We start from the raw sequence: 13,087 nt of genomic DNA on the forward strand, positions 1-13,087 counted from the left end.
CATATGAATATACAAACGGCTGCCAGATTAAGTATCAGCTTCCTCTGGGTTTTTACCGGGGTGACCTCTTACTTCTTTGCCAAGGATATTGGCTACGATGTGTTGGCCCGTGCCGAGATTACGGGTGCATTCGCTGAAGTCTGTATTGTTGCTGGTTGTGTCTTGGATATCTTGATTGGCCTATGGTTACTCACTGGCAGGAAGTTGCTGTGGTGCTACTGGCTGCAGTTTGGTGTTATTGCTGTGTATACCTTGCTGTTAACGGTTATTGCGCCTGACTTTTGGTTACATCCGTTTGGGCCGTTGACTAAAAACCTGCCGTTGGTGGTGTTGATTTATTGGTTGTATAGCTGTGAAGTGGCAGGAGAGGGGAGTTGAGGTTCTCTTGTTTGTGATTGAATTAGGTCTAATTATCTTCGCTGTCTTACTTGGCCTCTCGATTATCTGGAGTACGGTGATTACGGGCATATCGCCGATGCCCAGTTCCAGTAAGGCACGGCAGGTTGTGATGGCGTTGATTGAGGCTGCTGAGGGCGAGGCTGAGGGTAAGGTAAGAGCTGGCGCTATTGTTGATTTGGGTAGTGGTTGGGGCAGTTTGGTTATTCGGTTGGCCCGGAAGTATCCAGATCGGCAGGTTGTTGGTTATGAGTTATCGCTTGTTCCCTGGTTTGTTTCTCTGTGTGTTGCCAAGTGTTTGGGGTTGGATAATCTGAAGTTGTATCGGCGGGATTTTCTTAAGGCGGATTTGTCTTCGGTGGCCGTTTTGGTTTGTTATTTGTTTCCTGGGGGGATGGCGGCTCTGGAGGGGAAGTTGCAGGGTGAGTTGGCTGAAGGGCGCCGTTGTTTGATTAGTAATAATTTTGCGTTGCCTGCGGTTGAGGTTGAGAGGGTGGTGCGGGTGGATGATTTTTATCGGTCGCCGGTTTATTTGTATTGGGTTTAGGGGGGCTCGCTGCGCTCGTGGGGAGTTGCTGGTTCCCCGCTTAAAACATGCGGGGAAGGCGGTGGGGGAGTACGGGGATGGCGGTAAGGGAGTTAGGTGGGGCGTTCTGGGGGAGCGTTCTTAGATAGCTTTTCACAATCGCGCGATACAGGCTTTGCCGTTATAATGTGCGGCCTTTTAATCTTTACCTTCTCACCATGTCTGTAGCGGTCCCTATACCTTCCTTTCCTCCTTCTGTTGGCCTTGGTCCACGTTTAACTCGTCTTTATCAGTGGATCGGCGAAGCCCAGGCCAAGGGCACTTACCACACCATTTGGGACTGCTGCTGTGATCACGGGTATTTGGGGATTCAGATCCTTAAAAATCAGCTCTGTGACCAATTGGTCTTTGTTGATCAGGTGCCGCATATTATCGAGCAGTTACAGCGGCAACTAGAGCAGCAACCTGAGCTTTATCCTTCCGAGCGTTATCAAGCTGTGAGTGGCGATGCGGGGGCGCTGGTGTTTGATCCTGCTGTTAAACATCTGGTAATTTTGGCGGGTGTTGGTGGGGAGCATATTGTCGATATCATGCGTGCTATGGCAGCGAATGCGAAAGGTAAGGATCTGGATCAGGTGGCGCAGATGGATTTTCTGTTGTGTCCTACCACCACGCAGTTCGATCTGCGCCAGTATTTGAATGCTGAGCACTACGGTTTGTTGCAGGAGAGCATCGTCTCGGAGAAGGGGCGTGATTACGAGGTGATTCATGTACGTCAGCCGCAGAGTGGCAATGAGTACAGCCATGCGCTAGAGCGGGTATCGCTTACGGGGCGTATGTGGCAAAGTGATCATGAGCATCATCAGCGCTACCACAATAAGCTTATGCGGCATTACCAGCGGCAAATGCGTGGGCCCAAGCGCGAGCGGGCTGAGTATATCGTTAATCACTACGAGCAGTGTTTGGCGTAGACAGGTATCACTAGCAAGGGAGTTATGTGGTGAAGAGAAAGGCAGTGGACAGCAGAGGTATGGCAGCCTGGGTTGCTGTTATGTGCTTGTTGTCCTGGTCTGTTATTGCCGCCCCTCCCGTTACCGTCCCCGTCATTTATCCCCAGCCTGAATTCTCCGACGACGATCGTCAGCACTACCCCATAGAACTGCTTGAGTTAGCTCTTACATACTCTGGCAAAAACTACCTGCTTCAGCCCAGTGAGCTGATCAGCTCACAGTTACGCGCATTGAAAAAACTCGAAAGCGGTAAAGGTGTGGATGTGGTGTGGACGATGACGTCTGCCAAGCGTGAGGAGCGTATTCGGCCCATACGCATTCCTATTGATAAAGGGCTGTTTGGTTGGCGGGTGCCCTTAATACGCGAGGCTGATACTGGCCGCTTTGAAGGTATCCACAACAGGGAAAGCGTGCAGGCGCTGTTGGCAGGGCAGGGCCATGACTGGCCAGATGTGGGTATTTTGCGGCATAACGATTTTCGGGTGGTGACCTCGGGTTCATACCTGGGGTTGTTTAAAATGCTGGCCTCTGGCCGTATCGATTATTTTCCCCGCTCTATCGTCGAGATATGGATTGAGAAAGAGCACCACCCCGACAAACATCTGCAGGTAGACTCTAATCTGTTGTTAATTTACCCCACGGCGTTTTACTTCTTTGTGCATAAAGATAATCAAGTGCTGGCACGCGATATCGAGGTGGGCCTGGAAAAGCTGATTGCCAATGGCGAGTTTAACAAGCTGTTTGATCGCCACTATGGTGATTATATTCAGCGCGCCAAGCTGTCGCAGCGCCGCGCCTTTAAGCTCGATAACCCGTTATTGCCTCAGGAAACGCCATTAGACAGAGCGGAGTTGTGGTTGCAGTTGGAACCCTAGTGAAGGAAAAGGATGAAATTGATAAATAGACGATCACTCTTAAAGGGATTGGGTTTAGGTGGCCTGCTGGGGGTATTTCCTTCGGTTTATGCTGAATCGAATAATTCCGATTCTGATGTGTTGTATTTACAGCGTAACAACCGCCTGTTTGATGATTTTACCTATCTGTTTAATAAACGTATCTCCCTTACGCCCAAAGTGATTGCGGTATGCAGTAACGAGCAGGGTGTGCAAAAGGCGGTGCGTTATGCCAAAGAGCAGGATTTACCGGTTACGGTAAAAAGTGGCGGTCACAGTTTTGAAGGTTTTTCGCTGAATAACGGTGGCATGGTGATAGATGTTTCCACCATGGCGGGGCTGGAGCTTAACGAGCGTCATGAGCTTATCGCTCAGCCGGCGGTACGGCTTGCTCAACTGTATGGATTCAGTTTGGCCAGAGGGCGTCTGTTGCCTACGGGCTCTTGTGGCACGGTGGGTTTATCGGGTATTACCTTGGGCGGCGGTTACGGGTTGTTTAGTCGCCAGTTTGGGCTCACCTGCGATTACCTGACCGGTGTGCGCATGGTTGATGCTGAAGGCAATGTGATTGATACCGATCTTGATGCCGACAAAGGGGCCGAGCTTTTGTGGGCATGCCGGGGTGGTGGTAACGGCAACTTTGGTGTGGTTACCCAGTTGCGATACAACACGGTTGCAGCCCCTGAAACCTTGCATCAGCACCGTTTTCGCTCTTATAAACTCAACCCTGCCAGGGCTTCACGTTTGGCTGAGTTCTGGTTTGAGCAGTGTAAAAACCTGCCGCACCATGCCTATTCTGCGTTTGTGTTAAATGGCAGCACCTTAACGGTGATGTTCACCGCAACCGAACATGACAGTGCCATGGAAACCTTGTTGGCGAATTTCGATAGCACCATGGATAACAACGCCGGCCTTAAGCCAGACCCGCTGGCAGTGGGTTTGCAGTACTATTATGGCCGCAGTGATGCGTTGTATTTTAAAAACATCAGTGCCGGTTACTACAAGGGTTTTGAGGATATTCGCGGTTGCACTGAAGCGCTATTTACCGAAGTTATTAATACGCCGGGTATGGTGTTTCAAATCAGTAGTCTGGGTGGCGAAATCAATAATCTCAAACGTAGCAATGGCAGTACGGCTGATGGTGCCTATGTTCATCGTCAGGCAAACTTCCTGGGGGAGGCGCAGTGTTACTGGCAGTCACCCAAGCAGGAAGCGCGTAGTATGCAGGGTATGGCAACCTTGCAAACTATTCTGTATGAAAACGGGGTAAGGCAGCATTATATAAATTATCCGGATATGAATATTCGGGATTATGAAAGGGCGTATTACGGGGAGTCTTACCCCCGCCTGCAGAAACTGAAACGGGAGTTGGATCCGGGGAATCGGTTTAGTTATCCTCAGGGAATTAAGCTTTAGTTTAAGTCGCAAAATTTAAAGAAACTGGACCCCCGATTAAAACATTCGGGGGTGGCGGGTTAAAAGGGGCAGGCTCCCCCCGATTAAAGCATTCGGGGATGGCGGTGAGAGGGCATTCGGGGGTGGCTGGGTAGAAGTTATCCCCCGATGATTGGGTTTATTATTTCAGCCAATCAACTTCGGGAGTGGCGCGCTCAACGATGGCGTTACAGTCTATGCCTTTGGGCAGGGTGCCGTACATATTGAAGCCGTGTTGGTGCAGGCGCGAGGCGCAGAAGGCTTCGGCTACCAGGGTGTTGTCGGCTTGAATCAGCAGGCTGGCTTGTATGGCCACACCCATTTTTTCGACCACTTGGCGGGCGCGGTATTCCAGGCTGGCCAAGTCGGAGAAGTCGTTTTCCAGGCTTAGGGCAAATTTGTCGAAGTGTTTGTCGGCGCCTTTGGCGCGGTTTACTTCTGCCAGGAATGCCTGCAGGGATTCCGGTTCCCGTTGCATGGCGCGTAGCACGTCCAGCGCTTGCACGTTGCCGCAGCCTTCCCAGATGGCGTTGATAGGTGCTTCACGGTACAGGCGTGGCATGATGCTGGTTTCCATCACCGCACTGCCGCCAATACATTCCATGGCTTCGTAGGCGTGGCCGGGGCCGCGTTTACAAATCCAGTATTTTCCTACCGCGGTGCCCATGCGCATAAAGTTATCTTCGTGGGCATCCAGACCGGCATTATCCAGGGCGCGGGCCATGCGCATGGTGAAAGCCAGCGCCGCTTCGCTTTCAATGGCCAGGTCGGCCAGTACGTTTTGCATCAGCGGTTGCTGGTTCAGGTGTTTGCCAAAGGCTTTGCGTTGCGCACAGTGGTGGGTGATGTGGGCCATGGCCGCACGCATACCCGAGGCAGAACCCAGCATGCAATCAAAGCGGGTGAGCGAGACCATTTCCAAAATGGTTTTTATGCCTTTGCCTTCTTCACCAATTAACCAACCCAGTGCACCGCGCAGTTCGGTTTCTGAGGAGGCATTGGAGATGTTGCCCATTTTGTCTTTCAGTTGTTGAACCTGGATTGGGTTTTTGCTGCCGTCCGGGCGCCAACGCGGTACCAAGAAGCAAGATATACCCACTTCGGTTTTCGCCAGTACCAGAAACACATCGGCCATGGGCGCCGAGACAAAATATTTGTGTCCCACCAGTTCGTATTCTGCTCCAGGGCCGCCAGTGCCCACTGGGTAGGCGCGGGTTGTGTTACTGCGCACATCGGTGCCGCCCTGTTTTTCGGTCATGGCCATGCCCACGGTAATGCCTTTTTTCTGGTGGGCGGGAATGTTGCGCGGGTCGTAGTGTTCGTTGGTAATCAGTGGCAACCATTTTTCCGCCAGGTCGGGTTGTTGTTTTAACGCGGGCACACAGGCAAATACCATGGTGCCCGGGCAGCCGTGGCCGGCTTCTACCTGGCAATTTAAATAGGCCTTGGCGGTACGCACGACGTGAGCACCGGGTTGCGGGTTGGTCCAGGGCAGGGCGTGTATATTGTTGCGGCGGTACACGTCCATCAGTTCGTGGTAGGCGGGGTGAAAATCAATTTGATCTACACGGCGTCCGTAGTGGTCGTGGGGGCGGTAGACGGGTTTGTTGGCATTGGCCTGAAAGCCCAGGGCAATACGTTCGGGCTCGCCACACTCTTGGCCAAAGGCAACCAGGCTGTCGTGGCCCCAGCTGCCGCCTTCGCGGTGAACGGCTTCAACTAACGCCAGGTCCGTTGTATAGGCGTTGTAGTTTTCCAGCGCGTAGGATTGGTTTTCTACCGCGTGGGTTTGATCGCTATAGGCGTTGGCGAACGGTGTTTGTGTGTTGGCGTTCATGATGCGTCCTCAATATGTGCTTAGCATGTTGGCGCTGGGTTGGTTGCCTGCGCACAAAGGCCTACGGCGCGCAGGCAGAAGGCCACCATGGTGTCGACAAGTTCGGTGTCTTCAAATTGCTCGGTTTTTGATGACAGTGGCCCCACCATGACTTCGGCCATGGAGCCCACCAGGCCGGCAGCGGTGATGGCGGCAGACTGGGGCGGCAGATAACCGGTATCTATGCCTTCCTGCAAAATGGGTTCGTAGGTATGGGCCCACACTTCGCGGTAGCGGCGGCGTTCATCGTCCAGCTCTTCATCCACGGCTTCGGCAATCATGGCGAAGGCCAGGGTGCGGCCTTTCATGGCACGGGTCATAAAGACGCGGGTGGCGTTTTCCAGGCGGGTGGTTATATCGCCTTCCTGGGTGAGGGCTTCGTGTACCTTGGCGACTTCCCGCTCGGTGCCCAGCTGGAAGATCTCTGTGCTCAAGTGGGTTTTGGAGTTGAAGTAGCTGTATACCGTGCCCGAGGCTACGCCAGCTCGTTTGGCTACCGCACCAATGGTCGCCTTCTTAAAGCCGCCTTCGGCGACCAGTTCCAGGCCGCTTTTTAGCAGGCGTTCGCGTACTTTTACTTTACGGGCTTCGGTATTGGCTGTGGGTCTGTAAACCATGGGGGCCTCTTTGTGTTTATTTCAAGCTTTGAATCTGTCTTCAAATCTTCGAAGTATTGAATCACGCTTCATTTCTTGGTGTCAAGGTGTTGTTACCATTTGAAAAGAGGGGGAGAAAGGCTAAGTGGGGGGATTACGGGAATCAGTCTATGATTAGCTTATGATGATTTCCCGCTTAATAGTGCTGCTTTCAGTCCTCGTGTCCCTAACGGGTAATGCGGCCATTACGCTAATTTACCCAAAGCCTGAAGTTGTCGAAGATTACCGGCAGAGGTACCCCGTTGAGCTGCTGTCCCTGGCGCTTAAACAATCGGGCAAAGATTACCGCTTGAAGCCAAGTGATGAAGTGATCATGCAGCTGCGTGCGCTGAAGAATATGGAGCTGGGACATGATATTGATGTGGTCTGGTCGGAAACCTCCGTTGATCGGGAAAGTCGCCTGCGGCCTATCCGAATACCCATTGATAAGGGCCTGCTGGGCTGGCGTATCTCGCTTATTCGCAGAGATGATGTAGGCAGGTTTGCTGGCATTAATAGCTTAGAGGACCTGCAGGGGTTAACCGCAGGTCAGGGCCACGATTGGCCCGATGTGGATGTGCTGTGGGTTAATGGCCTGAAGGTGGCGAGATCCAGTTCTTATGCCGGGTTATTTAAAATGCTTGCTGCCGGCCGTATCGATTACTTCCCACGCTCTATTGGCGAGGTGTGGCTGGAGTTTCCGTTGTATGCCGGTAAACCACTTATCGTGGACCCTAATATCCTGCTGTTGTACCCCACAGCGCTCTATTTTTTCGTCAATAAAAACAACCAAAAGCTGGCCGATGATATAGAGCAGGGGCTGGAAAAACTGATTGCCTCAGGTGAGTTTGATCAGCTGTTTAATTACCATTATGGCGATTATCTAAAACGCGCTAAATTGTCTGAGCGCAAAGCGCTGCGTTTGGTAAACCCGGTATTACCGGATAAAACACCGCTCAATCGCCAGGAGTTGTGGCTGCAGTTGAATACTGGCAATGAGGGAATAGCTCCGCAATAAAAGCACAAATACGATCAGGTTAAGATATACCTTATGAAAACGTTAAGGTTGTTGACGCTATTGTTGTTGCCCATTGAGGTGTTGGCGGCTATTACGGTGGTGTATCCCAAAACCGAAGTCACGGATGATCTCCGGCAAAAATACCCTATTGAGTTGTTATCTTTGGCCCTGCAACAATCGGGGAAAGACTATCGCTTGCAGGTCAATCACAATGTCAGTATGCAGCTGCGTGCGCTAAAAAATATGCGCCTTGGGCGTGATATTGATGTGGTGTGGTCGGGGACTTCTAAAGAGCGGGAGCTACGCTTACGGCCTATTCGGATTCCCATAGATAAGGGCTTGCTGGGCTGGCGCATTCCGCTGATTCGCGCCAATGATGTTGACAGGTTTGGTGCTATTAACACCCTGCAGGATCTCCAGGCGTTAACGGCAGGGCAGGTGCATGACTGGCCCGATGTGGATGTGCTCAAGGCAAATGGTCTTACTGTGGCTAAATCCGCTTCTTATACCGGGCTGTTTAAAATGCTTGCCGCAGGTCGGGTAGATTACTTCCCGCGTTCAGTTGCTGAAATCTGGTTGGAGCAACAGTTGCATACTGGTAAAGCGCTGGTAGTCGATCCGCACATTATGCTGGTTTACCCATCCGCCTTGTATTTTTTTGTGAATAAAGAGAATCATGAGTTGGCCCATGATATTGAGCGGGGGCTTGAAACGCTGATAGCCAGTGGCGAGTTTGATGCATTGTTTAACCGTCATCATGGCGACTATTTATCACGTGCCAGGGTTGCCGAGCGAAAGGTATTCCAGCTGTTAAACCCGCAATTACCCGAACAGACGCCGCTCGACCGCAAGGAGTTGTGGTTGCCGATGGAGCCTGTTGAGTAGCCGTTACCCGCCGACCTGATCTTTCAGCCACTGCTTGGGGGTTATGCCAAAACGCTGCTTAAACACGCGTGACAGGGACGAGGGGCTGTCATAGCCCACGGCATTGGCAACCACGGCTACGGGCTTATCCTGCGTTAGCAGCTGTTTGGCCTTATTGAGGCGTAAATCGGTTAGATACTCCATTGGCGCCTGGCCCAGGGAATCCTTAAACAGTGCCGCGAATTTTGATCGCGACATGGCGACTGATTCTGCCATGGTTTCCACCGCCCAGGGCTGCTCGGGGTTGGCGGTAAGGGCCTGCATCAGCTTGGCGAGCTGGGGGTGGGTGTTGGCGGCCAGCATACCTAACTCCACAATGCCGGTGCGAATAACATAGCGCAGTATGTGCAAAATAAAGATATCGCACAGGCGGTTAATCATCAGGTGGCGGCCGTGTTCACGGTTAAAGGCTTCATCGAATATCGACTGCGCCGCCGTATTGATCACTTCATCCTGCTCGATATCAATACACAGAAACTTGGGCAGGCTATCGACCAGGGTGGTCTTCTGCCGGGTTTGAAACTGAATGTTGGCACACACCAGTTCCGCCTCGGTTAACTCCTTAATCTGAATACGGTGCTGGCTACCAGAGGGCAGGAAGATTACGGCGGGTTTATCTACCGTCAGTTGGTGGCCCTGTTCGGTGATCATGGTCATCGAGCCCGATTTCAGCATATGCAGTGAGCCGGTATTCTCTTGCTCTTCGAACACTTCCAGGCCACACAGGCTACCACTGAAGAATACTTCCGCGTTGAAGTCCAGATCCTGCAATAGCGCGCTTAGTTCATCCATCCTGCTACCTATTCAGCGTTTTACCGTTTGAAGCCTAATTTTTGTGATTTAGGACGATCTGCACATTTTTGTGGATGCCCTGCGGCTTTCTGCTGCCCTAAAACCCCTAATCTACTCATCACAGGCAGGGCGATCAACCATTTACCGGTTCTGCCTCTTTCAACCCATAGATATTTCTAACTTTAGGAAAACAGCATGAACGTAAAACAAACTTTTAAATTGGCCACCGCTGCAGGCGCACTTATTTTCAGCAGCCTGAGTTTTGCTTCGGCCGTGAATATTGGCTCCAATGATGTGGCTATCCACGGTTACGATCCAGTGGCTTACTTCACTGTGAATAAAGCCGTTGAGGGCTCCGCAAAGTATACCGCTACCCACGATGGGGCAATCTACCGTTTCTCCAGCAAAAAGAACCGCGACTTGTTTAAAGCCGATGCCGATCGCTATGCACCACAGTATGGTGGTTACTGTGCCTTTGGTGTCTCTCTGAACAAAAAGTTCGATGTTGATCCACAGGCTTTCTACATTGATGACAACAAACTCTACCTGAACCTCAACAAAGATGTTCAGAAGAAGTGGCTGACAGATGTTGATGGCTATGTACATTCCGCCAACCGTAAATGGTCTGGTATTGAAAACCTGTCTGTAGCTGAAGCCAATGAAGAGGACGAATAACTCCGCAGACAATGCAGCGGCGGCCTCTGGCACTGAGGCCGCATCCCCGCCCTTGAGCCTGCTGTGGTTCAGTGCGGAGTGGTGTGGCCCCTGCAAACAGATGGCCCCTGCCGCAGAGCGTATCGCGGCGCTGTTTGAAGGCCGGGTGGATATTCACAAGATTGATGTTGATGCTAATCCACGACTGGCTGCTGATTTTAATGTTCGAGGCGTGCCCACGCTGGTACTCGCCAGTGAGAAGGAGGTTGTTGCCCGCCAAGTGGGCGCCACTCCCTTGGATTCACTGGTGCAGTGGCTGGATAAATATCTGGCTAAGTAGGCTGGGTTCCTCAATTGAATAGGAAGGTAGTTGAAATGAATCAGAAACAACGTATTGCAACAACGGCACTGATGGTTGCTTTGGGCACTATCTCCAGTTTGCCTGCTCATGCGGGCGGTAAGGAAAAGTGTTACGGCGTGGCCAAAGCTGGGCAAAACGATTGTGCCAATTTAGCAGGTACCCATTCCTGTGCTGCGCAATCTAAAGTCGATAACGACCCCGGTGAGTGGAAGCTGGTGGCCAAGGGTACTTGTGAAAGTATCGGCGGCATGCTGAAAGCCGAAGCCAAGCGTCGTTACGCTGAAGAGAATAAATCCTAGATTTGCATTGCCTTATTTGCAGGAGGTCCAGATGTCTCGCTCAAGCACATTCAATCAACCATCCCCCAAACCGTCTTCTGGCTGGGTGGGGGTGGGGTTACGCCATGCTCACTATGGCGATGCCATGAGCGGGACATCGGCAATCGATTTTGTCGAGGTGCATGCCGAAAACTTTTTTGCCCAAGGTGGCGCATCGCTGTCATTGCTACAGGATGTATCAGAGCGTTATCCGCTAAGTTTGCACTCCACATCGCTGGGTTTAGGTTCTGCCAGCGGTATTAACGCTGCGTATTTGGAAAAATTGGCGTTGTTAACGGAGCGCGTAAATCCGGTGTTGATTTCTGACCATGCGTGTTTCACCTGGAGCCAGCTGCATGGCCATTCGGTACATGCGGGGGATTTACTGCCGTTGGAATATTCGGCCAGGAGCCTGCAATTACTGATCGATAATGTTGATCGTGTTCAGCAGCATTTTGGTCGCCAGATCCTGGTAGAAAATGTGTCTGCCTATATCGCATTTAACGATACCACAATGAGCGAAGCTGAGTTTTTGGTGGCGCTGGCACAACGAAGCGGCTGTGGTTTGTTGGTAGATCTAAATAATGTGCTGGTTAATGCACACAATTTTCCTGAGGGTGATCCATTAACGGTTGCCAAGCAGTGGGTAGACGCTATTCCGTCGGAGTTAATCGGTGAGTTACATCTGGCGGGGTACACCCCAAGCGTTTCGCCTGAGTTAATTATTGATGATCACAGTCAGGCGGTTTCAGAGGAATGTTGGGCGTTGTATGAGTACACCATTCAGCGCACAGGCCCCATCGCCACCTTAATTGAATGGGATAACGATCTGCCGGCCTGGCCAATCCTGGTGGCTGAAGCGTTAAAGGCCCGCTGCATTATCGACAATGTTTTCTATGCACAGGAGGGCGCTAGCCATGTCGCATAAACAAGACGCATTGGCTGATCGCCAGCAACAGCTAATTGCCATGATTTATGGCTTGCAGAAAGCTGCCCCCAAATACAGTGAAGGTTTTGCCCGTGGCCTACAGGTATATCAGAATAACTTGCTGGCTACAGCAGCCAGAGCCCTGAGTATCAGCTACCCGGTCATCGAACAACTGCTGGGCCATGTGGCCATGACGGTGCTTGCCCGCATGTTGCTACAAAGCTCTCCTCCGGCGACCGGGGATTGGGCTGACTGGGGCGGTGATCTTAAAGAGCTGCTTTTAACCTCGTCATTAATAGAAGAGCACCCGTATCTGGCCGATATGGCTCAGCTTGAGTGGGCAGTTCATAACGCATCGCGCTCGGCACATCGACCGTTGGTGCAGGCAAGTCTGTCGCATCTGGCCGACACCCCTGTCGAGCGCATTGGCTTTTGCCTGGCTGACAGTGTGCAGGTAATGGCCAGTGACTTTCCGGTGGATATTATCTGGCGCGCTCATCAGCCAACTGAGGAATCCTTGCAGCTGGATAGCGATTTACTTGCGCGTGAACTGCAGCAGCACCAGGGCAGATGTCATCTGATTATTCATCGCCAGGGAAATGCACCGAGGCTGCAGCGGATCAGTGATGCAGAGTACGCCTGGTGTTGTGATGTGCTGCAAGGCAACAGCCTGGGGCAGTTGCTTGATCGCCATCCCCAATTCGATTTTTCTCACTGGCTTTCCAACGCGCTGGAAAATCAGTGGATTGAACAACTTGTAGAAATTAACTAACGGAGAAATGCTTATGTCTCAATTTATTCATCAATTTTATGGCTATTACCGATTGGCCTCCCAGGGCTTAGATAAGCTTCACTCTATTGCTGTACTGGTCATTCGTTTATACATCGCCAAGGTGTTCTTTTGGGCGGGCTTAACCAAAATCCAGGATTGGGATACAACCCTGTTCCTGTTTGAGGAAGAGTATCAGGTACCATTTATACCGTTTGAAGCCGCGGCCTATCTGGGGACCTTTGGTGAGCTGGTCTTCCCGGTGTTATTGGCCGTGGGTTTGATGTCCCGGTTTGCGGCGCTCAGTCTTTTTGTGGTGAATGTGGTTGCTGTTATTAGCCTTGCCGATATAGCGCCAGCGGCGATGTACCTGCATGTGCTGTGGGGTGTGTTATTGGCGCAGGTGGTTGTCTATGGTGGCGGGTTGCTGTCACTGGATAAGCTACTGAAGGTGAAGTGGTTACAGAGGTCTATCAGGTAAGGCCTTTTTCTGAGGCCTTATTCATTTTACTGGTACTTTTAGGGTAAAATTGCTGCCCCTATAAAGCGCTGAA

At 51.6% G+C, this 13,087-nt stretch carries 16 protein-coding genes; 13 read left to right on the forward strand and 3 right to left on the reverse strand.

Annotated elements, in window-relative coordinates; genetic code table 11:
• Positions 1-3 precede the first annotated feature (3 nt).
• The 5 genes from ACGHZ6_RS08310 to ACGHZ6_RS08330 all read left to right on the forward strand — a co-directional run bounded on the left by ACGHZ6_RS08310 (position 4) and on the right by ACGHZ6_RS08330 (position 4,241).
• Positions 4-378, forward strand: coding sequence for a DoxX-like family protein (locus tag ACGHZ6_RS08310; protein WP_390618368.1), 375 nt, complete (start codon positions 4-6; stop codon positions 376-378).
• 97 nt (positions 379-475) lie between these two features.
• On the forward strand, positions 476-943 hold the full coding sequence (locus ACGHZ6_RS08315) for a class I SAM-dependent methyltransferase (RefSeq protein WP_390618369.1): 468 nt from the start codon (positions 476-478) through the stop codon (positions 941-943).
• Positions 944-1,140: 197 nt separating this feature from the next.
• Positions 1,141-1,893, forward strand: coding sequence for a tRNA (adenine(22)-N(1))-methyltransferase TrmK (locus ACGHZ6_RS08320; protein WP_390618370.1), 753 nt, complete (start codon positions 1,141-1,143; stop codon positions 1,891-1,893).
• A 29-nt stretch (positions 1,894-1,922) separates the two neighbouring features.
• Complete coding sequence (locus ACGHZ6_RS08325) at positions 1,923-2,807, forward strand: substrate-binding periplasmic protein (protein WP_390618371.1); 885 nt, start codon at positions 1,923-1,925, stop codon at positions 2,805-2,807.
• 12 nt (positions 2,808-2,819) lie between these two features.
• Positions 2,820-4,241 carry an FAD-binding oxidoreductase gene (locus ACGHZ6_RS08330; RefSeq protein ID WP_390618372.1) on the forward strand — a complete coding sequence of 474 codons (1,422 nt, stop codon included), beginning with the start codon at positions 2,820-2,822 and terminating at the stop codon, positions 4,239-4,241.
• 160 nt (positions 4,242-4,401) lie between these two features.
• Here ACGHZ6_RS08330 and ACGHZ6_RS08335 read toward each other — a convergent pair whose 3' ends face one another.
• Both ACGHZ6_RS08335 and ACGHZ6_RS08340 read right to left on the reverse strand, forming a co-directional pair.
• Positions 4,402-6,096, reverse strand: coding sequence for an acyl-CoA dehydrogenase family protein (locus ACGHZ6_RS08335; RefSeq protein WP_390618373.1), 1,695 nt, complete (start codon positions 6,094-6,096; stop codon positions 4,402-4,404).
• Positions 6,097-6,116: 20 nt separating this feature from the next.
• The gene (locus ACGHZ6_RS08340; RefSeq protein WP_390618374.1) at positions 6,117-6,752 is read right to left on the reverse strand and encodes a TetR/AcrR family transcriptional regulator; all 636 of its coding nucleotides are present in this window, start codon (positions 6,750-6,752) and stop codon (positions 6,117-6,119) included.
• Positions 6,753-6,912: 160 nt separating this feature from the next.
• Here ACGHZ6_RS08340 and ACGHZ6_RS08345 point away from each other — a divergent pair, with 160 nt between their 5' ends.
• Both ACGHZ6_RS08345 and ACGHZ6_RS08350 read left to right on the forward strand, forming a co-directional pair.
• Entirely contained in the window at positions 6,913-7,788 is an 876-nt protein-coding gene (locus ACGHZ6_RS08345) for a substrate-binding periplasmic protein (protein ID WP_390618375.1), read from the forward strand.
• Between the two features lie 33 nt (positions 7,789-7,821).
• On the forward strand, positions 7,822-8,673 hold the full coding sequence (locus tag ACGHZ6_RS08350; RefSeq protein WP_390618376.1) for a substrate-binding periplasmic protein: 852 nt from the start codon (positions 7,822-7,824) through the stop codon (positions 8,671-8,673).
• Between the two features lie 3 nt (positions 8,674-8,676).
• On the opposite strand, the gene ACGHZ6_RS08355 is transcribed toward ACGHZ6_RS08350, so the two are convergent.
• Positions 8,677-9,504, reverse strand: a complete 828-nt coding sequence (locus ACGHZ6_RS08355; RefSeq protein ID WP_390618377.1) for a helix-turn-helix domain-containing protein — start codon at positions 9,502-9,504, stop codon at positions 8,677-8,679.
• Positions 9,505-9,699: 195 nt separating this feature from the next.
• Between ACGHZ6_RS08355 and ACGHZ6_RS08360 the strand changes: the two genes are divergently transcribed.
• Genes ACGHZ6_RS08360 through ACGHZ6_RS08385 form a run of 6 tightly spaced genes read left to right on the forward strand, consistent with a single transcriptional unit; the run spans position 9,700 to position 13,014 of the window.
• Positions 9,700-10,179 carry a YHS domain-containing (seleno)protein gene (locus ACGHZ6_RS08360; protein ID WP_390618378.1) on the forward strand — a complete coding sequence of 160 codons (480 nt, stop codon included), beginning with the start codon at positions 9,700-9,702 and terminating at the stop codon, positions 10,177-10,179.
• The gene (locus ACGHZ6_RS08365) at positions 10,163-10,498 is read left to right on the forward strand and encodes a thioredoxin family protein (protein ID WP_390618379.1); all 336 of its coding nucleotides are present in this window, start codon (positions 10,163-10,165) and stop codon (positions 10,496-10,498) included. The genes ACGHZ6_RS08360 and ACGHZ6_RS08365 overlap by 17 nt, the downstream gene beginning before the upstream one ends.
• 35 nt (positions 10,499-10,533) lie before the next feature.
• Complete coding sequence (locus ACGHZ6_RS08370) at positions 10,534-10,818, forward strand: DUF2282 domain-containing protein (protein ID WP_390618380.1); 285 nt, start codon at positions 10,534-10,536, stop codon at positions 10,816-10,818.
• Positions 10,819-10,849: 31 nt separating this feature from the next.
• Positions 10,850-11,764 carry a DUF692 family multinuclear iron-containing protein gene (locus ACGHZ6_RS08375; protein WP_390618381.1) on the forward strand — a complete coding sequence of 305 codons (915 nt, stop codon included), beginning with the start codon at positions 10,850-10,852 and terminating at the stop codon, positions 11,762-11,764.
• Positions 11,754-12,536, forward strand: coding sequence for a putative DNA-binding domain-containing protein (locus ACGHZ6_RS08380; protein ID WP_390618382.1), 783 nt, complete (start codon positions 11,754-11,756; stop codon positions 12,534-12,536). The genes ACGHZ6_RS08375 and ACGHZ6_RS08380 overlap by 11 nt, the downstream gene beginning before the upstream one ends.
• Before the next feature lie 13 nt (positions 12,537-12,549).
• A complete protein-coding gene (locus ACGHZ6_RS08385) occupies positions 12,550-13,014 on the forward strand; it encodes a DoxX family protein (RefSeq protein ID WP_390618383.1) in 465 nt (154 codons plus the stop codon).
• Positions 13,015-13,087: the final 73 nt, after the last annotated feature.

Origin of the sequence: Maricurvus nonylphenolicus, assembly GCF_042854845.1 — a bacterium.
Classification (GTDB): domain Bacteria; phylum Pseudomonadota; class Gammaproteobacteria; order Pseudomonadales; family Cellvibrionaceae; genus Maricurvus; species Maricurvus nonylphenolicus.